Annotated in this window: 23 protein-coding genes; all 23 read left to right on the forward strand. The window is 35.3% G+C overall.

Translation table 11 applies throughout. The annotated features are described in order from the left end of the window. Nucleotides 1-592 (forward strand): LPXTG cell wall anchor domain-containing protein (locus HMPREF3267_RS06935; protein WP_141758221.1); only part of this gene is annotated, 592 nt, incomplete at its 5' end. A gap of 544 nt (nucleotides 593-1136) precedes the next feature. After that, nucleotides 1137-1664: a GNAT family N-acetyltransferase gene (locus HMPREF3267_RS06945; RefSeq protein ID WP_002461496.1), complete on the forward strand. Its 528-nt coding sequence runs from the start codon at nucleotides 1137-1139 to the stop codon at nucleotides 1662-1664. A 25-nt stretch (nucleotides 1665-1689) separates the two neighbouring features. Beyond that, nucleotides 1690-3033, forward strand: coding sequence for an Orn/Lys/Arg family decarboxylase (locus HMPREF3267_RS06950; protein WP_062078471.1), 1344 nt, complete (start codon nucleotides 1690-1692; stop codon nucleotides 3031-3033). A gap of 3 nt (nucleotides 3034-3036) precedes the next feature. Then, nucleotides 3037-3654, forward strand: coding sequence for a dTMP kinase (gene tmk / locus HMPREF3267_RS06955; RefSeq protein WP_002461493.1), 618 nt, complete (start codon nucleotides 3037-3039; stop codon nucleotides 3652-3654). A gap of 27 nt (nucleotides 3655-3681) precedes the next feature. Next, entirely contained in the window at nucleotides 3682-4011 is a 330-nt protein-coding gene (locus HMPREF3267_RS06960; RefSeq protein ID WP_062078473.1) for a cyclic-di-AMP receptor, read from the forward strand. A 296-nt stretch (nucleotides 4012-4307) separates the two neighbouring features. Next, nucleotides 4308-5234, forward strand: coding sequence for a DNA polymerase III subunit (locus HMPREF3267_RS06965; RefSeq protein ID WP_002479478.1), 927 nt, complete (start codon nucleotides 4308-4310; stop codon nucleotides 5232-5234). Then, entirely contained in the window at nucleotides 5235-6038 is an 804-nt protein-coding gene (locus HMPREF3267_RS06970; protein ID WP_002461489.1) for a PSP1 domain-containing protein, read from the forward strand. It abuts the gene before it with no gap. A 16-nt stretch (nucleotides 6039-6054) separates the two neighbouring features. Then, the gene (gene yabA, locus HMPREF3267_RS06975; protein WP_002461488.1) at nucleotides 6055-6402 is read left to right on the forward strand and encodes a DNA replication initiation control protein YabA; all 348 of its coding nucleotides are present in this window, start codon (nucleotides 6055-6057) and stop codon (nucleotides 6400-6402) included. Between the two features lie 92 nt (nucleotides 6403-6494). Then, the gene (locus HMPREF3267_RS06980; protein WP_037546080.1) at nucleotides 6495-7220 is read left to right on the forward strand and encodes a tRNA1(Val) (adenine(37)-N6)-methyltransferase; all 726 of its coding nucleotides are present in this window, start codon (nucleotides 6495-6497) and stop codon (nucleotides 7218-7220) included. Beyond that, the gene (locus HMPREF3267_RS06985) at nucleotides 7213-7461 is read left to right on the forward strand and encodes a GIY-YIG nuclease family protein (RefSeq protein ID WP_002479480.1); all 249 of its coding nucleotides are present in this window, start codon (nucleotides 7213-7215) and stop codon (nucleotides 7459-7461) included. Before HMPREF3267_RS06980 ends, HMPREF3267_RS06985 begins: the two co-directional genes overlap by 8 nt. 1 nt (nucleotide 7462) lies before the next feature. Then, a complete protein-coding gene (gene rsmI, locus HMPREF3267_RS06990; protein ID WP_070481598.1) occupies nucleotides 7463-8308 on the forward strand; it encodes a 16S rRNA (cytidine(1402)-2'-O)-methyltransferase in 846 nt (281 codons plus the stop codon). 228 nt (nucleotides 8309-8536) lie between these two features. Next, nucleotides 8537-10510 carry a methionine--tRNA ligase gene (gene metG, locus HMPREF3267_RS06995; RefSeq protein WP_062078477.1) on the forward strand — a complete coding sequence of 658 codons (1974 nt, stop codon included), beginning with the start codon at nucleotides 8537-8539 and terminating at the stop codon, nucleotides 10508-10510. A 25-nt stretch (nucleotides 10511-10535) separates the two neighbouring features. Then, nucleotides 10536-11306, forward strand: coding sequence for a TatD family hydrolase (locus HMPREF3267_RS07000; RefSeq protein WP_062078479.1), 771 nt, complete (start codon nucleotides 10536-10538; stop codon nucleotides 11304-11306). A gap of 139 nt (nucleotides 11307-11445) precedes the next feature. After that, nucleotides 11446-11997, forward strand: a complete 552-nt coding sequence (rnmV, locus tag HMPREF3267_RS07005; RefSeq protein ID WP_002491856.1) for a ribonuclease M5 — start codon at nucleotides 11446-11448, stop codon at nucleotides 11995-11997. Beyond that, nucleotides 11994-12887 carry a 16S rRNA (adenine(1518)-N(6)/adenine(1519)-N(6))-dimethyltransferase RsmA gene (gene rsmA / locus HMPREF3267_RS07010; RefSeq protein WP_172452329.1) on the forward strand — a complete coding sequence of 298 codons (894 nt, stop codon included), beginning with the start codon at nucleotides 11994-11996 and terminating at the stop codon, nucleotides 12885-12887. The genes rnmV and rsmA overlap by 4 nt, the downstream gene beginning before the upstream one ends. Before the next feature lie 99 nt (nucleotides 12888-12986). Further along, the gene (gene veg / locus HMPREF3267_RS07015) at nucleotides 12987-13250 is read left to right on the forward strand and encodes a biofilm formation stimulator Veg (RefSeq protein WP_002461480.1); all 264 of its coding nucleotides are present in this window, start codon (nucleotides 12987-12989) and stop codon (nucleotides 13248-13250) included. Nucleotides 13251-13496: 246 nt separating this feature from the next. After that, on the forward strand, nucleotides 13497-14345 hold the full coding sequence (gene ispE, locus HMPREF3267_RS07020; RefSeq protein WP_062078481.1) for a 4-(cytidine 5'-diphospho)-2-C-methyl-D-erythritol kinase: 849 nt from the start codon (nucleotides 13497-13499) through the stop codon (nucleotides 14343-14345). A gap of 13 nt (nucleotides 14346-14358) precedes the next feature. Beyond that, the gene (gene purR / locus HMPREF3267_RS07025; RefSeq protein WP_002479485.1) at nucleotides 14359-15183 is read left to right on the forward strand and encodes a pur operon repressor; all 825 of its coding nucleotides are present in this window, start codon (nucleotides 14359-14361) and stop codon (nucleotides 15181-15183) included. 16 nt (nucleotides 15184-15199) lie between these two features. Further along, the gene (locus HMPREF3267_RS07030; RefSeq protein ID WP_002461477.1) at nucleotides 15200-15577 is read left to right on the forward strand and encodes a RidA family protein; all 378 of its coding nucleotides are present in this window, start codon (nucleotides 15200-15202) and stop codon (nucleotides 15575-15577) included. 71 nt (nucleotides 15578-15648) lie between these two features. Continuing rightward, nucleotides 15649-15954, forward strand: coding sequence for a septation regulator SpoVG (gene spoVG, locus HMPREF3267_RS07035; protein ID WP_002461476.1), 306 nt, complete (start codon nucleotides 15649-15651; stop codon nucleotides 15952-15954). A gap of 207 nt (nucleotides 15955-16161) precedes the next feature. Continuing rightward, entirely contained in the window at nucleotides 16162-17517 is a 1356-nt protein-coding gene (gene glmU, locus HMPREF3267_RS07040) for a bifunctional UDP-N-acetylglucosamine diphosphorylase/glucosamine-1-phosphate N-acetyltransferase GlmU (RefSeq protein WP_002479487.1), read from the forward strand. Nucleotides 17518-17669: 152 nt separating this feature from the next. Then, complete coding sequence (locus tag HMPREF3267_RS07045; protein WP_002479488.1) at nucleotides 17670-18635, forward strand: ribose-phosphate diphosphokinase; 966 nt, start codon at nucleotides 17670-17672, stop codon at nucleotides 18633-18635. A gap of 157 nt (nucleotides 18636-18792) precedes the next feature. After that, nucleotides 18793-19443 (forward strand): 50S ribosomal protein L25/general stress protein Ctc, encoded by a 651-nt coding sequence (locus tag HMPREF3267_RS07050; protein WP_002461472.1) that lies wholly within the window; start codon nucleotides 18793-18795, stop codon nucleotides 19441-19443.

Below are 19443 nucleotides of genomic sequence, written 5' to 3' on the forward strand. Positions count from 1 at the left end.
ACAAGAAACAACAGAAGGTAAACATCAACCGCCTAGCATTATTGGAGATAGATGGCAATACACAGGAAAAGTTACAGAAAAAGACGGCATTACAACATATGTCTATGAACGTATTCAATCAAAAGTTCCAAATGACGCACCGCGTGTAGACATTGATGAATTGAAAATCACAATTTATGTTGATACAAATGGTCGTGAAATTGTTCCATCACGAAAAGGTCAGTTACCACCAGAACAATTTATCGGACAAGATTGGCAATATACAGGACATAAGATTGAAAAAGATGGTATTACAACATATATTTATAAAAAAGTAGAGAATGCTGTGCCAGCAAAACAATTGAAAAAGACTAAGCATAATACGCAGTCTGAAAGTCAATTCAAACATACACCACAAGTTAAACAACAACTTGTTAAATATCATAATGTTAAAGAACAACGTTCTATTGAAAAGTCAGAACATACAGATATGCATGTGTCAGAGTTACCTGAAACAGGAGAAACAGCTAATAAAAACGGACTAATAGGTGGATTGTTAATAGCAATAGGTGCATTTTTCGTAACAAAAAGAAAAAAAGAAAACACAAAATAATATAGCAATACACGTCGAGACATAAATTTCCAAAAAATCGCACAAAGATGATTTATTTCAAATCATCTTTGTGCTTCTTTGTTATATTCAATAGTTTGTATTGCTGGCTCGCTTTCTTAGAGAACAGCTTCAGCCACCCCAACTTGCTTTGCTTGATGAATTTCTTCTCGAAATTCTCTCTGTTGGGGCCCCACCCCAACTCGCTTTGTCCGTTGGCTTTCTTTTCGAAAGCCTCTTTGTTGGGGCCCCATCCTGAGCTTGTCTTGTTCTTTCAAGCTCTTGCTAAAATACTTCGTACTTAAAAGAAGTGTGCTTTTTCTTAATGACGCTTAATATAATAAAGAAACAGGCAAATTCTATTAAGTTTCAATAGAACTTGCCAGCTGAAGCTTTTAAAAGAAATTTATGTCTCGATCTTCATATATACTAAACCTTTGTGTACAACTACGTATGCGAGGGTTTTAGTATATAATCAATTTGCTATTAATATCATTTTACTTTCATTTGAATTTTCCATAAAATTTGAATAAAGGAGTGCATAAAAATGATTATTCGTGCATTAGAGGAAACCGATTTAGAATTCGTACATCAGCTCAATAATGAATATTCGATTATGTCATATTGGTTTGAAGAACCTTATCAATCACTGAGTGAATTGCAACATCTTTATAATAAGCATATTTTAGATGAAGATGAAAGACGATTTATTATAGAACAAGATGACCATGCTATTGGTATTGTTGAATTAGTTGAGATAGATTTTGTACATCGAAACTGTGAAGTCCAAATTATTGTTGATCCTGATTATAGTGGACACGGTTTTGCTAAACAAGCTTTTAAAATGGCCATAGACTATGCATTTTTAGTCTTGAATATGCATAAAGTATATCTATATGTTGATGTTAATAATGAAAAGGCTGTTCATATTTATGAAACACATAACTTTAATATTGAAGGCACATTAAAAGAACATTTTTATACTAATGGAGAATATCGAGATTGTTATGTTATGGGTTTATTAAAAAATCAGTGGTCTTATAGCAATCCCGACAATTTATCACATATTCGTTAATATTTAATTGAAAAGAGTGTTACACATGGCATTGCCAATTAATTATAAATTAAGCCAACTTATAAATGAAAAGGCTATATCTATGCATGTTCCTGGTCATAAAAATATGACAATTGGGACGTTACATGAACTAGATTTTAAATTTGATATGACTGAAATCACAGGTTTAGATGATTTGCATCATCCAGAAGATATTATTCTTAACAGTCAACATAATATGTCAAAACATGAAGACTACGATGCTTTTATACTTGTTAATGGAACAACGTCAGGTATATTAGCTACAATACAAGGGTTTTCAGCTGTGGATGGACGTTATTTAATTGCTAGAAATGTACATAAGTCTGTTTTTCATGGGCTTGATTTAACACATCAAAGTGCAGATATTTTACCTATGCAGGAAAGTCTTCAAACCCATCATTATTACGGTCCTCAAACAAGAGATTTTGATTCTGAACAATATAAATTAGCCGTAGTTACATACCCAAATTATTATGGAGAATGTTTTGATATTAATTCCTGTATTTCAAAATTGCATGCAGCTAATATACCTGTCTTAGTTGATGAAGCACACGGGGCACATTTTGATTTAGACGGCTTTCCTACTTCAGCGTTAAACATGAAAGCGGATTATGTCGTACAGTCATATCATAAAACGCTACCTGCGTTAACAATGGGATCAATATTGTTTATTCACAAACAAGCGCCGCAACGTGATAAAGTTATTCAATATTTGAGTTATTTTCAGACATCTAGTCCCTCATATCTTGTTATGGCTAGCCTTGAACAGGCAAACCAATTTTATCAACAGTATGATAGTAGATTGTTTTTTAAAAGACGACAACAGTTTATCGAAATGATGCAAGATAAAGGATTTATAATGATACAAATGGCTGATCCGCTAAAGCTAACAGTACAGCATAAGCATATGTTAGGATATCAAATTCAAGATTGGTTTGAAAAAATGTCTGTTTTCGTGGAACTTGCAGATGATTATCAAGTATTGCTTATTTTACCTTTATGGCACGAACAAGATAAATATCCATTTGATGAACTTATTGAACGTATACGTATGCAGCCTGTTGAGGATTTGATAAATCATAATCAGCAATCAAGTTACACTCGTTTACCTTGTGCCGCTGGTAGTTACGAGACAATGGATATTACCCATGTTACTTGGGTTGGGTTAGATAATGCGCAAGGTATGATATTAGCACAACATATAACGCCTTATCCACCAGGTATACCACTTTTCTTTACGGGCGAAAGAATCACTCAAAATATGTTAAAATTAATAGCGCATTATATTGATTCTGGTGTCAGAGTGGAAGGGATTAACAATAAAAAAATTTTGGTTAAGGATGAATAAAATATGACAGCATTTATTACTTTTGAAGGACCAGAAGGCTCAGGGAAGACCACGGTGATTCAAGCTGTTGCAGAAAAGCTCGCACAAGACTTTGATGTAATTTCAACGCGTGAACCAGGTGGCGTACCTACTGGGGAAGAAATAAGAAAAGTTGTTCTTGATGGTAATCACATGGATATACGCACAGAAGCAATGTTATTTGCTGCTTCTAGAAGAGAACATCTTGTTGAAAAGGTCATTCCAGCATTAAAACAGCATAAAATTGTATTATGTGATCGCTATATTGATAGTTCTTTGGCTTATCAGGGATATGCACGGGGTATAGGTATAGAGGAAGTGAGAAAACTCAATGACTTTGCAATTAATGGCTTGTATCCAGATTTAACGATATATCTTGATATTTCAGCTGAGATAGGCAGACAACGTATTATGAATAATCAACGCGAACAAAATCGTTTAGACAAAGAAGATTTGAAATTTCATAATTTAGTAATTGAAGGATATCGACAAATTATGGAGAACGGGGACAAGCGATTTCGCAAAGTGGATGCCAGCCAAAATATAGCTAATGTTATTGAAGAGACGTACCAAATTATCATAAATTTTTTGAAAAAATTATGATATAATGACAAGAAGAGGTGTTATAAAATGAAAATGATTATAGCGATCATCCAAGATCAAGATAGTCAAGAACTTTCAGACCAACTCGTAAAGCATGACTTTAGAGCCACAAAATTAGCAACAACTGGTGGTTTTCTAAGAGCGGGAAATACGACATTTTTATGTGGTGTTGATGATAATCGAGTTGACGATATCTTAACTGTGATTGATAACACATGTGGTAATAGAGAACAATTAGTTTCTCCAATGACACCTATGGGCGGTAGTGCAGACTCTTACATACCGTATCCTGTAGAAGTGGAAGTCGGTGGCGCTACTGTATTTGTGATGCCAATCGATGCCTTCCATAGATTTTAAATATCGAAATAACAACGATGAATGAAAATAATGTTTGAAATTTAGAGGTCGGGACAAAAGTGTTTAGGATTTAAGCAGAACATAAAGTAGCACTGATGAAAAAGCAACGTTAAACGTGTTTCTTTAAATTTTTGTGAATAGCGGCAGTATTCAGTTAGAGCTTGCTTGTAGAAATGTTATATACATTTCTCTGTGCTGGGGCTCCGCGCAAATCCTACTTCTGGATTGCTTTGTTGGCTTTCCGAGGTGTATACGTTTTGTGTCTCTGCCTTTTTTATATATGAGGAGTTTAGATCATGGATGAATTTGAACGTCTTTTGAATGCTTTTGGTTCTAATAAGTTGTCGCATGCATATTTGTTTGAAGGTGATGATGCGGAGTCTATGAAACAAGTTGCTATGGATTTTGCTAAGTTAATTTTGTGCCAAAATAATCAGCAGTGTGAGTTGAAGGTAGCAGGATTTAATCATCCAGATTTTATGTATGTAGCTTCTGATGAATCAAGCATTAAAAAGGAACAAGTTGAGCAACTCGTGCATCGTATGAATCAGCTTCCAATTGAGGGAGCGTATAAAGTATATATTATAGAAAGTTTTGAAAAACTGACGGTTCAAGGGGAAAATAGTATTTTAAAATTTTTAGAAGAACCTCCGAAAAATACAATAGCTATTTTAATCTCTACAAAGCCAGAACAAATATTAGATACTATTCATTCGAGATGCCAGCATGTTTACTTTAAGCCAATGAACAAAGCGCATTTTGTAGAACAATTGACAGAAGTCTCTGTATCGCGTCCTGTTGCTGAAATGTTGAGCACCTACACAACTCAACTTGAAGCTGCATTAACATTGAACGAAGAAAATGATTTAACAGCATTACGCAAAGTGATTGTGCATTGGTGTGAATTGCTCATTGAAAACAAACCGATGGCATTAATTGGAATTATCGAGTTGTTAAAGAACGCCAAAAACCGCAAGTTGCAGTTGTTAACATTGGCTGCAGTAAATGGTTTTTTTGAGGATATTATGCATGCTAAATTAAAAGCTAGTAAACACTATACATTTCAAGATTTAAGCAATGAAATTGAGCGATATGCTGAAGCATTAACATTACAACAAATGATAAGAATATATGACCAATTAACAGAAGCGCATAAGAAATTAATGCAAAATGTAAATCCAACATTAGTATTTGAACAAATTGTAATTAAGGGTGTGAGATAAATGCCAAAGATAGTAGGTGTACAGTTTCAACAAGCTGGGAAGTTAGAATATTATGCGCCTCAAGAATTAACTATCAAAGAAGACGACTGGGTGATTGTAGAATCAAAACGTGGCCTGGAATTAGGACTTGTTAAATGTCCACCTTGTCATGTTGCTGATGGCGATGTAACACTGCCCCTTAAAGAAGTCATACGTAAGGCTACACCTAAGGATATTGAAATATATAAACAAAATGCACAAGATGCTAAAGCAGCACTAACTTTGTGTCACGATTTCATTAAACAGTTAGAACTAGATATGCGTCTTGTTAACTGTGAATATACGTTGGACAAGTCTAAAATCATCTTTAATTTTACGGCAGATGATCGTATCGACTTTCGGAAGTTGGTAAAATTATTAGCGCAACAATTAAAAACACGTATAGAATTACGGCAAATTGGTGTGCGTGACGAAGCTAAGCTTTTGGGTGGCATTGGACCATGTGGCCGTTCACTATGTTGTTCTACGTTTTTAGGAGATTTTGAGCCTGTATCGATTAAGATGGCGAAAGATCAAAATTTATCTTTAAATCCGACTAAAATTTCGGGTGCATGTGGCCGACTTATGTGCTGTTTGAAATATGAAAATGATTTATATGAAGAAGTACGAGCACAATTGCCAGATGTGGGAGAGAAAATTTCGACACCTGATGGACAAGGACGCGTAGTAGCACTTAATATTTTAGATATTTCTATGCAGGTTAAAATTGATGGATTAGAGCAACCACTGGAATACAAAATGGAAGAAATTGAAGCGTTTAATTAAGGAGGTTTCATGACTTTTGGAGCGAAATGAATTATTTGAGCGGCTTGTGAGTCTGGAAGCAAACGTTAATGCGATAACGCAAGATATGAATGAGATAAAAGAAATGGCTGTAGCTTTAGTTGAAGAGAACGTTGCATTACATATTGAAAACGATAATTTAAAGCGCTTGATGGACAAAGATGAGCTTTCACAAAATAGTCAGCCTAAGACAAAGGAAGCCAAACAAGTCAAAAAACCATTACCCAGTAAGGATAACTTAGCAATGTTATATGCTGAAGGGTTTCATATATGTAAAGGTGAATTATTTGGAAAACATCGACAAGGCGAAGATTGCTTGCTTTGTATGGCAGTACTTAATGACTAATGACTCAGCGATATAAATGACAGGGTGTATATACAAACAACAGACGCTTAGGACTGCTGTTATTGTAACACCCTTTTTTTAGGAGCGACATAATGTTAAAAGCACATGAACGTATAGATTGTCTTATTAAAGAAAATTTGAAAGTAATACAAAACGACGACGTGTTTTCATTTTCAACTGATGCTTTATTATTAGGCTATTTTACTGAAGTAAGAAAAAAAGATACAATTATGGATTTGTGTTCTGGAAATGGTGTCATACCGCTACTATTATCTGCGAAAGGTACACAACAAATAGATGCGATGGAAATACAAATACAGTTAGTCGATATGGCGCGTCGAAGCTTTAAATATAACCATCTAGAAAATCGATTAAAGTTGTTTCATATGGATTTAAAAGAAACGACGCAATATTTCAAACCCTCACAATATTCTCTTGTGACATGTAACCCACCTTATTTTAAAATAAATCAACAGCATCAACACCAAAAAGAAGCACATAAAATCGCACGTCATGAGATTATGTGTACACTCAGTGATTGCATGAAGGCTGCGCAACATCTACTTAAGCAGGGCGGGCGATTAATGATGGTACATCGAGCAGAAAGGCTTATGGATGTCTTAACTGAAATGAGACAAGTAAACATTGAACCGAAACGCTTACATTTAATTTATAGTAAAAAAGGCAAAACAGCCCAAACGATTGTTGTGGAAGGTCGAAAAAGTGGAAAGCAAGGGTTAGAACTATGTGCACCGTTTTATATTTATAATGAAGACGGTAGTTACTCGGATGAGATGAAAGAGGTTTATTATGGATAAACATTTTGTATATATTGTGCAGTGTAAAGATCATAGTTTGTATACGGGTTATGCCAGAGATGTAGAAGCGCGAATTAAACAGCACAATCTAGGAAAAGGGGCCAAATATACAAAGGCAAGACGCCCAGTAGTCTTAGTTTATCAAGAAATGTACGATACGAAATCAGAAGCATTAAAAAGAGAATATGAAATTAAGCAATTATCAAGAAAGCAAAAATTAGCATTATTTAAGGAGAGATAATATGGGGACTTTATATTTAGTCGGGACACCTATTGGCAATTTAGGAGATATTACATATCGCGCCGTTCAAGTTCTTAAAGATGTTGACTTAATAGCCTGTGAAGATACTAGAGTGACTCGTAAATTATGTTCGCACTATGCGATTGATACCCCATTAAAATCTTATCATGAGCATAATAAAGAACAACAAACGAACTATTTAATAGAGCAATTACAAAATGGTTTAGATATCGCCTTAGTATCAGACGCAGGATTACCATTAATCAGTGATCCAGGTTATGAACTCGTAGTGGAAGCAAGAGAACAGCAGCTTAATGTTGTGCCTATTCCTGGTGCTAATGCTGGTTTAACTGCTTTGATGGCAAGTGGACTGCCATCTTACATCTATACATTTATAGGTTTTTTGCCACGCAAAGAAAAAGATAAAATTTCCATATTACAAGAACGTATGTACCAAGAAGCAACAATAATTATTTATGAGTCACCTTATCGAGTGATACAAACACTAAAGGCAATTCAAAGTATCGATGCAAAGCGACGGGTGACCATTGGTAGAGAGCTTACTAAAAAGTTTGAAGAAATCGTCACACTTGATATTGATTCAATGATAGCGATGGTTGAACAAGGCAAAATCCCTCAAAAAGGGGAATTTGTAATGTTAATTGAAGGTGCAAAGGCTTTGAAAGATAAGCAATGGTATGAAGAGATGACGATTCAAGAACATGTTACACACTATATTAAAAAACAACAGGTTAAGCCTAAAAAAGCAATTAAAATGGTGGCAGAAGATAGAAATATGAAGACAAGTGATGTTTACGATATCTATCATCAACTTAACGCAGAATAAATTATATTGAAATACCCATGAATTGCTGATTTTATGGTAATGTAGAAAAGATATCACGTTACTGTTTTTAGATAATGTATAATAAAGCTATAGAATTTATAGGTATATCTATATACTGATATAAGACAGTTAACATTCTGAAGCTCGACATATCCATGTGCGACTTCATTGAAAAGGAAAATAATGTTAGATAACATTGATAGTGTAAGAGAATAGGAGGACCCAGTGATGGCGAAAGAGACATTTTATATTACAACCCCAATTTATTATCCAAGTGGGAATTTACATATTGGACATGCGTATTCAACGGTAGCAGGTGACGTAATTGCCAGATATAAACGCATGCAAGGATATGATGTACGTTATTTAACAGGTACAGATGAACATGGACAAAAAATTCAAGAAAAAGCACAAAAAGCTGGTAAAACAGAATTAGAATATTTAGATGATATGATTGCAGGAATTAAAAGTTTATGGAGCAAACTTGAAATTTCAAATGATGACTTTATTAGAACAACAGAACAACGCCATAAACAAGTGGTTGAGAAAGTCTTTGAACGTTTACTTAAACAAGGCGATATTTATCTAGGTGAATATGAAGGTTGGTATTCTGTTCCTGATGAAACTTACTATACAGAATCACAACTTGTTGATCCTATATATGAAAATGGCAAAATCGTTGGCGGAAAAAGTCCGGATTCAGGACACGAAGTTGAACTTGTAAAAGAAGAAAGCTATTTCTTTAATATTAGCAAGTATACGGATCGTTTATTAGAATTTTACGATCAAAATCCGGATTTTATTCAACCACCATCTCGAAAAAATGAAATGATTAATAATTTTATCAAACCAGGTTTGGAAGATTTAGCTGTATCACGTACGTCTTTTGATTGGGGTGTTCGAGTGCCATCTAACCCTAAACATGTTGTTTATGTATGGATTGATGCACTTGTGAACTATATATCTTCACTAGGCTATTTATCAGATGATGATGCACTTTTCCAAAAATATTGGCCTGCAGACGTGCATTTAATGGCAAAAGAAATTGTACGTTTCCACTCTATTATTTGGCCAATTTTACTTATGGCATTAGATTTACCATTACCTAAAAAAGTGTTTGCGCACGGTTGGATTTTAATGAAAGACGGTAAAATGAGTAAATCGAAAGGGAATGTTGTAGATCCTAATGTGCTCATCGATCGTTACGGTTTAGATGCGACGCGTTATTACTTAATGCGTGAGTTGCCATTTGGTTCAGACGGTGTCTTCACACCAGAAGCATTTGTTGAACGTACAAACTATGATTTAGCAAATGACTTAGGCAATTTAGTTAATCGAACTATTTCGATGATTAATAAATATTTCCAAGGCGAACTTCCAGCTTATACGGGTCCAAAACATGAGTTGGATGATGCAATGGAAGCACTTGCACTTGAAACAGTAAAAGACTTTAATGATAACATGGAAAGCTTCCAATTTTCAGTTGCGTTAGCCACTGTTTGGAAATTGATAAGTCGTACCAATAAATATATTGACGAAACAACGCCATGGGTATTAGCTAAAGACGATAGTCAAAAGGATATGTTAGCCAATGTAATGGCACACTTGGTTGAAAATATTCGTTTTGCAACAGTGTTATTGCGTCCGTTCTTAACGCATGCACCTAGAGAAGTCTTTAAACAATTAAATATTAATAGTCCAGAGTTGTTTGAATTGGCAAGCCTTGAACGTTACGGTGCACTAAAACAACCTGTTATGGTTACTGAAAAGCCATCACCAATTTTCCCGAGACTAGATACAGAAGCTGAAATTGCATATATCAAAGCGTCTATGCAACCACCTAAATCTGAAAAAGTTGAACACGAGGCACCTAGTAAAGCGCAAATTAATATTAAAGATTTCGATAAAGTAGAAATTAAAGCAGCAACGATTACGGATGCTAAAAATGTGAAAAAATCAGATAAATTGTTAAAAATTCAAGTTGATTTGGGAACTGAACAACGCCAAATTGTTTCAGGCATCGCTAAATTTTATAAACCAGAAGACATAATTGGTAAGAAAGTAGCTGTCGTTACGAATTTGAAACCAGCAAAATTAATGGGCCAAAGATCAGAAGGTATGATTTTATCAGCTGAAAAGGACGATGTTTTAACATTAGTAAGTTTACCTAACGCCATCGCTAATGGCGCGGTGATTAAGTAAAATTTAAAGCTGTAGGAGAGATATGATGTTAATCGATACACATGTGCATTTGAATGATGAACAATATGATGAAGATTTAAGCGAAGTGATTTCACGCGCGCAACAGGCAGGTGTAGACCGTATGTTTGTCGTTGGTTTTGATACGGCTACCATTGAACGTGCGATGGAATTAATCGAACAATATGACTTTTTATATGCCATTATAGGATGGCATCCGGTTGATGCGATTGATTTTACTGAAGCGCGCTTAAGTTGGATTGAAACGCTTGCTGAGCATCCTAAAGTTATCGGTATTGGTGAAATGGGATTAGACTATCATTGGGATAAATCTCCAGCGGATATTCAAAAAGAAGTTTTTAGAAAGCAAATTGCATTAGCTAAACGTGTTAAGTTGCCAATCGTCATTCATAATCGGGAAGCAACACAAGATTGTGTGGATATTCTACTTGAAGAACATGCTGAAGAAGTAGGTGGTATTATGCATAGTTTTAGTGGTTCTCCTGAAATTGCAGATGTGGTCATTAATAAATTGAATTTTTATATTTCACTAGGTGGTCCTGTTACTTTTAAAAATGCGAAACAACCTAAAGAAGTTGCGAAACATGTGCCAATGGAACGTTTGTTAGTTGAAACAGATGCGCCTTATTTATCGCCACATCCCTATAGAGGTAAGCGTAACGAGCCAGAACGTGTTACCCTAGTGGCGCAACAAATTGCAGAATTAAGAGGGATGACATATGAAGATGTATGTCGTCAAACTACAGAAAATGCGGAACGTTTATTTAACTTAAAGTAATATTTCTTTACATTGGGGTAAGACAGTCCATCTTGTCTTGCTCCTTTTAATTATTATAAATATAAAATTAATGTGAATTCAATGTGGTTTGCTTTAAAATAACTAATGAACAGTAAAAATAAAGAAGGGTTAAATCATAGTGAGAATAAATGAGTTTATAGTTGTAGAGGGACGCGATGATACGGAGCGCGTAAAGTTAGCAGTAGAATGCGATACAATTGAAACAAATGGCAGTGCCATCAATAGAGATACATTAGATGTAATTCGACATGCACAAGAAACTAGAGGTGTTATAGTACTAACAGATCCTGATTTCCCAGGTGATAAAATTCGCCATACGATTACAGAGCATGTATCTGGAGTAAAACACGCTTATATAGATAGAGAAAAAGCTAAAAATAAGCGTGGGAAAATTGGTGTTGAGCATGCAAAACCAGAAGATATTAGAGCCGCACTAATGCATGTAAGTTCACCCTTTGAAGAAGCAATAGAAACAATCGATAAAAGCGTATTACTCGAGCTAGGGCTAATCATTGGTAAAGATGCGCGTCGAAAGCGAGAAGTGATTGGTAGAAAACTTCACATTGGTCATTCAAATGGTAAACAATTATTGAAAAAATTAAATGCATTTGGTTATACAGAAGCGGATGTACGCCAGGCATTAGGTCTTGAGAAGGAGCGAGATGAATAATGGAGAATAAAGATATTGCAACACCATCCAGAACTAAAGAACTGTTAACGCGCTTTGGATTTAACTTTAAAAAGAGTTTAGGACAAAACTTCTTAGTTGATGTAAACATCATCCATAAAATTATTGATGCCAGTGATATTGATGAACGTACCGGAGTTATTGAAATTGGACCGGGAATGGGTTCATTAACAGAGCAACTAGCTAAAAAAGCAAAACAGGTTATCGCATTTGAAATTGATCAACGTCTTATCCCGGTGCTAGATTATACGCTGGCACCATACGAAAATGTGACTGTGATTAATGAAGATATATTGAAAGCCGATATAGCAGCAGCTGTGCACACATATTTAAATGATTGTGAAAAGATTATGGTGGTTGCAAATTTACCATACTACATTACTACCCCAATTCTACTCAATTTAATGCAGCAAGATATTCCAATTGATGGATATGTCGTTATGATGCAAAAAGAAGTAGGAGAGCGGTTGAATGCGACTGTAGGAACAAAAGCTTATGGATCATTATCTATCGTGACACAATATTATACTGAAACAAGCAAAGTAGTAACAGTGCCGAAAAGTGTCTTTATGCCACCGCCCAATGTAGACTCTATTGTCGTAAAATTAATGCAGCGCTCACAACCTCTTGTAGATATAGATGATGAAACAGCATTCTTTAAATTGGCTAAAGCTGCATTTGCGCAACGTCGAAAAACAATTAATAACAATTACCAAAATCACTTTAAAGATGGCAAAAAACATAAAGAAGCTATATTATCTTGGCTTAACGCTGCTGAAATTGATCCTAAACGACGAGGTGAAACACTTTCGATACAAGATTTCGCACGTTTGTATAAAGAAAAGAAAAAATACCCTGAATTAGCTAATTAAACTGTTGACAAAAGCGTTGGACATTGATAAAATTTAAATTTTATTTGACGAAAAGGCTATGAATATGGTAAGATATACCTTGTAGCGAGGTGGAGCAATATGCCAAAATCAATTTTGGACATCAAAAATTCTATTGATTGTCATTTAGGAAATCGTATTGTACTTAAAGCCAACGGTGGTCGTAAAAAAACAATTGAACGTTGTGGGGTATTAAAAGAGACTTATCCATCAGTTTTCATTGTTGAATTAGACCAAGATAAGCATAACTTTGAAAGAGTATCTTATACATACACGGATGTGCTAACAGAGAATGTACAAGTTTCATTTGAAGAGGATAATCATCAAGAAGCAGTTGCACACTAATAAAGATATAAGTAAATAATTATTATTCAATTTGAGCGAGAGGTCAACGCAAGATTAAATTGAATAAGAAGATATAAGCGTTAATGCAAAAAGCATAGCGCTTTTTTATATGTAAAATTCCGTATATTATTTTTCAAAAGACAATGTTTATTAAGTTTTTAGAGAAATATGTATAGTTTTAATCAAATATTTGGCTCCTTTATGTTAAAATCATCTTATTAATATATTGAAGAGAGGGGCGGAAAAATGATATATGAAACGGCTCCTGCCAAGATAAATTTTACGCTCGACACCCTTTTCAAAAGAGATGACGGCTATCATGAAATTGCAATGATTATGACGACGGTTGATTTAAATGATAGACTATCATTTAAAAAACGTACGGATAATAAGATTATTGTCGACATTGAGCACAACTATGTGCCTAATGATAGTAAAAATTTAGCTTATAGAGCTGCCGAATTAATGACACATACTTATGGTATTCAGCAAGGTGTAACGATAGCGATTGATAAAGACATTCCGGTATCAGCTGGTTTAGCTGGAGGTTCAGCAGATGCTGCTGCAACGATGAGAGGTATGAATCGCCTGTTCGACTTGGGTTTAACATTGCATGATTTAGCTCAATTGGGTATTCAAATTGGCACAGATGTACCGTTTTGTATTTATAATCAAACCGCTTTATGTACTGGCTTAGGTGAGAAGATTGAATTTTTAAACAAACCGCCAGCGACATGGGTAGTTTTAGCTAAACCAGATTTAGGTATTTCATCGCCAGACGTTTTTAAAGCTTTAGATTTAAATATTGCGCATGCCGTTCACACAGAAGCGTGCAAGGTAGCGATTAAACATGGTGACTATCAAAAGTTATGCCACAGTCTTTCTAATCGCTTGGAATTAGTCTCTATGGCTATGCACCCAGAAATAAAAAAGATTAAAAATAACATGCTTCAATGTGGTGCAGATGGCGCTTTAATGAGTGGTAGTGGACCAACTGTTTATGCATTAGCACAAAAAGAAAGTCAAGCTAAGAAAATATATAATGCAGTAAACGGCTGTTGTAATGAAGTTTATTTAGTAAGATTACTAGGATAGGAAGGTTGAGACAATGCGTTATAAACGAAGTGAGCGTATTGTGTTTATGACACAATATCTAATGAACCACCCCAATGAATTAATACCTTTAACATTTTTCGTTAAAAAATTTAAACAAGCAAAATCATCAATTAGCGAAGATGTACAAATTATTAAGAATACCTTTTTAAAAGAAAGACTAGGCACAGTCATTACGACGGCAGGAGCAAGTGGTGGTGTGACCTATAAACCAATGATGAGTAAAGAAGAAGCGGCAGAAGTTATCGATGACGTGATTCGTTTATTGGATGAGAAAAATCGTTTATTGCCAGGCGGATATTTATTCTTATCAGACTTAGTAGGGAACCCTACATTATTGAATAGAGTTGGTAAATTAATTGCAACAATATACATGGATGAGCAACTTGATGCAGTTGTGACAATAGCGACAAAAGGGATTTCACTTGCCAACGCGGTAGCAAACGTATTAAATTTACCTGTAGTAGTCATTCGCAAGGATAACAAAGTGACTGAAGGCTCAACAGTATCCATTAACTACGTTTCAGGTTCATCAAGAAAAATAGAAACAATGGTGCTATCGAAACGTACATTAGAAGAAAATTCTAATGTGTTGGTTGTCGATGACTTTATGAGAGCTGGTGGCTCAATTAATGGTGTGATGAATCTCATGAATGAGTTTAAAGCACATGTAAAAGGGGTATCAGTACTTGTAGAATCAAAAGAAGTTAAACAACGATTGATTGAAGATTATACTTCCTTGGTCAGATTATCTGATGTTGATGAATATAATCAAGAGTTTAACGTTGAGCAAGGTAATATTTTGTCTAAATTTTCTTAAAAGGAGTAATTACATCATGAAAACGATTAACGCTAATAGCGCACCTGAAGCTATAGGGCCTTATTCACACGCAACGGCTGTGAATGGTTTGGTATTTACATCTGGACAGCTACCATTGAATTCTAATGGTCAATTGGTAAGTGAGGATGTGCAAGAACAAACTAAACAAGTACTAGAAAATTTAAAAGTTGTGCTCAATGAAGCAGGTGCAGACTTTAATTCTGTCATTAAATCAACAATTTTCATTGCTGATATGAATGAATTTCAACAAATCAATGAAGTATACGCAGATTATTTTAGTGAACATCAACCTGCGCGTAGCTGTGTTGAAGTTTCACGTTTACCTAAAGATGTTAAAGTTGAAATTGAACTAATAGCCAAAACTAAGGAATGATAATTTTCAATGTTGAATTGTAAAGCTTCTAAAAACCACAAAGAGAGATATATACTAGGGGGGCTCACTGCATGAAAGTGACAGATGTAAGACTTAGAAAAATAGAAACAGACGGTAGAATGAAAGCACTTGTTTCAATTACTTTAGATAAGGCATTCGTTATTCATGACTTACGCGTAATTGAAGGAAATTCTGGTCTGTTCGTCGCAATGCCAAGTAAACGTACACCAGATGGTGAATTCCGTGATATTGCACATCCGATTAATTCTGATATGAGACAGGAGATTCAGGATGCTGTGATGAAAGTATATGATGAAACTGATGAAGTAGTTCCAGATAAAAATGCCTCATCAGAACAATCAGAAGACAATGATTAATATATAATTGATATAAACTTTAGAACAGGTTCAACATAATGCGGATGTTGGACCTGTTCTTTTAAAATACAAGCACATTAACATTATTATTAACAAGATGATAAGCCATTTACGTTTCTTTAACAACATCTTATAAATCTTGAAAGTGGCGTAATAATTAAATTATAATAATGACGAAGTGTAATTTTTATTGGAGGGTTAGCATTCATGCAGAGATATGCGATTATATTAGCAGCTGGTAAAGGTACAAGAATGAAGTCGAAAAGGTATAAAGTACTACATGAGGTTGCTGGGAAGCCGATGATTGAGCATGTATTAACGAATGTTAAAGCATCAGGTGTAGATCAAGTTGTAACTGTAGTAGGCCATGGTGCAGATGAGGTCAAAGAAACATTAGGACATCAATCATTGTATAGTTTTCAAGCTGAACAACTAGGTACGGCACATGCCGTGAAAACGGCTCAAGACCACTTAAGCAGTAAAGAAGGAACGACACTAGTTGTATGCGGAGATACGCCACTGATAACTGCTGAAACGTTACAAGCATTAATCGAACACCATGAGCGAAATAAGGCCCATGTCACAGTATTATCTGCAACGGCGATTAACCCATTTGGATATGGACGTATTATTCGTAATGAGCAACAACAGCTGGAACGTATAGTTGAAGAAAAAGATGCATCGGCGGCCGAAAAAACGATAAGTGAAATCAGTTCGGGTATTTTTGCTTTTGATAATCAAGTGCTCTTTGAAACGCTAAATCAGGTGCGAAATGACAATGCACAGGGAGAATATTATCTACCAGATGCAGTTGCCTTGATTTTACATAATCATGGTATTGCCGAAGTCTATCATACAGATGATTTTGATGAAATTATAGGTGTCAATGACCGTGTGATGCTTAGTCAAGCTGAAAAGGCGTTACAACAGCGTGTAAATGACTATCATATGCGAAATGGCGTAACTTTGATTGATCCAACTCAAACATATATTGCACCAGACGTTGAAATTGGTATGGATACGGTTATTGAACCTGGTGTAAGAATTACTGGGACAACAACGATTGGAGAAAATGTACATGTAGGTCAATATTCTGAAATTCATAATAGTAAGATTGCTGCACATGTCGAAATCAAGCAATCGGTGATTAATGATTCTAAAGTGGGCGCGTATACGAAAGTAGGGCCATTTGCACAATTACGTCCTGGTTCTAACCTGGGCAAAGATGTCAAGGTAGGTAACTTTGTTGAAGTTAAGAAAGCTGAGCTGAAAGATGGTGCAAAAGTATCTCACTTGAGCTATATTGGTGATGCTGAAGTCGGAGAACGTACAAATATTGGTTGTGGCTCTATCACTGTGAATTATGATGGCATAAATAAATTCCGTACAGTGATTGGAAGGGATGCCTTTATTGGATGTAATACTAATCTTATTGCACCAGTTACTGTTGGTGATGGCTCGCTCATTGCTGCAGGATCAACAATCACAGATGATATTCCTAATGATAGCTTAGCGCTTGCAAGAGCACGTCAAATCACTAAAGAAGGATATGTAAAAAAATAATACTAACAATCTAGAATATACTTTACGAACTGTAATCGTTATTCCGAATTGTCGAAATTAATAAATTTTAGTATGAATTTGATTGAGTCATAGTAAAAGACGCGTTTTTTATATATAATATGTATGCATAGAAAATAATTGGAGGACTATAAATGTTAAATAATGAATACAAGAATTCATCTTTAAAGATCTTTTCTCTTAAAGGAAATGAACCTTTGGCACAAGAAGTAGCTGATCGTGTAGGGATTGAATTAGGGAAGTGCTCTGTAAAACGTTTTAGTGATGGCGAAATTCAAATTAATATTGAAGAAAGCATCCGAGGATGTGACGTCTTTATTATTCAACCAACATCATATCCAGTCAACTTACATTTAATGGAATTGCTCATTATGATTGATGCATGCAAACGTGCGTCAGCAGCGAATATTAATATTGTGGTACCTTATTATGGATACGCACGTCAAGACAGAAAAGCACGTAGCCGTGAACCTATTACAGCAAAATTAGTAGCTAATTTAATTGAAACAGCTGGTGCAAATCGCATGATCGCTTTAGACTTACATGCGCCACAAATTCAAGGCTTCTTTGACATTCCGATTGATCATTTGATGGGTGTTCCTATTATTGGTCAACATTTCCAAAATGATCCAAACATAAATCCAGAAGAGTGTGTTGTTGTTTCACCAGATCATGGTGGTGTAACGCGTGCGCGCAAACTTGCTGACATTTTAAAAACTCCAATTGCAATTATCGATAAACGTCGCCCTAAACCTAATGTTGCAGAAGTTATGAATATCGTTGGAGATATTGAAGGGCGCACCGCAATTATTATCGATGATATTATTGATACAGCTGGAACGATAACTTTAGCTGCACAAGCGTTAAAAGATAAAGGTGCGAAAGAAGTATATGCATGTTGTACACACCCAGTACTGTCTGGTCCGGCTAAAGAACGTATCGAAAATTCAGCGATTAAAGAACTTATTGTGACAAATTCAATCTTATTAGATGAAAATCGCAAACCAGCAAATACGAAACAATTATCTGTTGCTGGACTATTAGCACAAGCTATTGTCCGTGTATATGAACGAGAATCAGTAAGCGTCTTGTTTGATTAAGCCTAGTCACAGCAATTTGACTTCAAATTCATAAGCGTGTATAATACATTCGTTCGTGATTATACGAATGAAATAAACATTTGCAAGCAATGTTCGCATTGATGGGCAAATGAGGAGTGCTCTGTAAGAGAGCAAAATTCGAAAGGTGGAAATTAGAATGGCTTCATTAAAGTCAATCATCCGTCAAGGTAAACAAACTCGTTCAGAACTTAAAAAGATTAGAAGTTTAGGTAAAGTTCCTGCAGTTGTTTACGGTTATAGTACAAAAAATACTTCTGTTAAAGTTGATGAAGTTGAATTCATCAAAGTTATCCGTGAAGTTGGTCGTAACGGGGTTATCGATTTAGGCGTTGGCTCTAAATCAATTAAAGTTATGGTGTCAGATTACCAATTTGATCCGTTAAAAAACCAAATTACACATATTGACTTCTTAGCTATTAACATGACTGAAGAACGTACAGTAGAAGTGCCTGTACACTTAGTTGGTGAAGCAGTGGGTGCTAAAGAAGGTGGCGTTGTTGAACAACCATTATTCTACTTACAAGTTACAGCTACACCAGAAAATATCCCAGAAGCAATTGAAGTAGACGTTACTGACTTACAAATTAACGACAGCTACACAGTAGCAGATGTTAAAGTAACAGGTGACTACACTATTGAAGATGAACCAGAAACTTCAATCGTAACAGTAGTTCCACCAACTGAAGAACCAACTGAAGAAGAAGTGGAAGCTATGGAAGGCGATGCTGCTACGCCAGAACCAGAAGTTGTAGGAGAATCTAAAGAAGACGAAGAAGCTGAAGAATAA

Origin of the sequence: Staphylococcus sp. HMSC62D11 (assembly GCF_001839145.1) — a bacterium.
GTDB lineage: Bacteria > Bacillota > Bacilli > Staphylococcales > Staphylococcaceae > Staphylococcus > Staphylococcus lugdunensis.

Bases quoted from the DNA above. Each gene is read 5' to 3' on its own strand.
- HMPREF3267_RS06945 (WP_002461496.1), top strand. From the start codon at position 1,137: ATGATTATTCGTGCATTAGAGGAAACCGATTTAGAATTCGTACATCAG.
- HMPREF3267_RS06950 (WP_062078471.1), top strand. From the start codon at position 1,690: ATGGCATTGCCAATTAATTATAAATTAAGCCAACTTATAAATGAAAAG.
- tmk (WP_002461493.1), top strand. From the start codon at position 3,037: ATGACAGCATTTATTACTTTTGAAGGACCAGAAGGCTCAGGGAAGACC.
- HMPREF3267_RS06960 (WP_062078473.1), top strand. From the start codon at position 3,682: ATGAAAATGATTATAGCGATCATCCAAGATCAAGATAGTCAAGAACTT.
- HMPREF3267_RS06965 (WP_002479478.1), top strand. From the start codon at position 4,308: ATGGATGAATTTGAACGTCTTTTGAATGCTTTTGGTTCTAATAAGTTG.
- HMPREF3267_RS06970 (WP_002461489.1), top strand. From the start codon at position 5,235: ATGCCAAAGATAGTAGGTGTACAGTTTCAACAAGCTGGGAAGTTAGAA.
- HMPREF3267_RS06980 (WP_037546080.1), top strand. From the start codon at position 6,495: ATGTTAAAAGCACATGAACGTATAGATTGTCTTATTAAAGAAAATTTG.
- HMPREF3267_RS06985 (WP_002479480.1), top strand. From the start codon at position 7,213: ATGGATAAACATTTTGTATATATTGTGCAGTGTAAAGATCATAGTTTG.
- rsmI (WP_070481598.1), top strand. From the start codon at position 7,463: ATGGGGACTTTATATTTAGTCGGGACACCTATTGGCAATTTAGGAGAT.
- metG (WP_062078477.1), top strand. From the start codon at position 8,537: ATGGCGAAAGAGACATTTTATATTACAACCCCAATTTATTATCCAAGT.
- HMPREF3267_RS07000 (WP_062078479.1), top strand. From the start codon at position 10,536: ATGTTAATCGATACACATGTGCATTTGAATGATGAACAATATGATGAA.
- veg (WP_002461480.1), top strand. From the start codon at position 12,987: ATGCCAAAATCAATTTTGGACATCAAAAATTCTATTGATTGTCATTTA.
- ispE (WP_062078481.1), top strand. From the start codon at position 13,497: ATGATATATGAAACGGCTCCTGCCAAGATAAATTTTACGCTCGACACC.
- purR (WP_002479485.1), top strand. From the start codon at position 14,359: ATGCGTTATAAACGAAGTGAGCGTATTGTGTTTATGACACAATATCTA.
- HMPREF3267_RS07030 (WP_002461477.1), top strand. From the start codon at position 15,200: ATGAAAACGATTAACGCTAATAGCGCACCTGAAGCTATAGGGCCTTAT.
- spoVG (WP_002461476.1), top strand. From the start codon at position 15,649: ATGAAAGTGACAGATGTAAGACTTAGAAAAATAGAAACAGACGGTAGA.
- glmU (WP_002479487.1), top strand. From the start codon at position 16,162: ATGCAGAGATATGCGATTATATTAGCAGCTGGTAAAGGTACAAGAATG.
- HMPREF3267_RS07045 (WP_002479488.1), top strand. From the start codon at position 17,670: ATGTTAAATAATGAATACAAGAATTCATCTTTAAAGATCTTTTCTCTT.
- HMPREF3267_RS07050 (WP_002461472.1), top strand. From the start codon at position 18,793: ATGGCTTCATTAAAGTCAATCATCCGTCAAGGTAAACAAACTCGTTCA.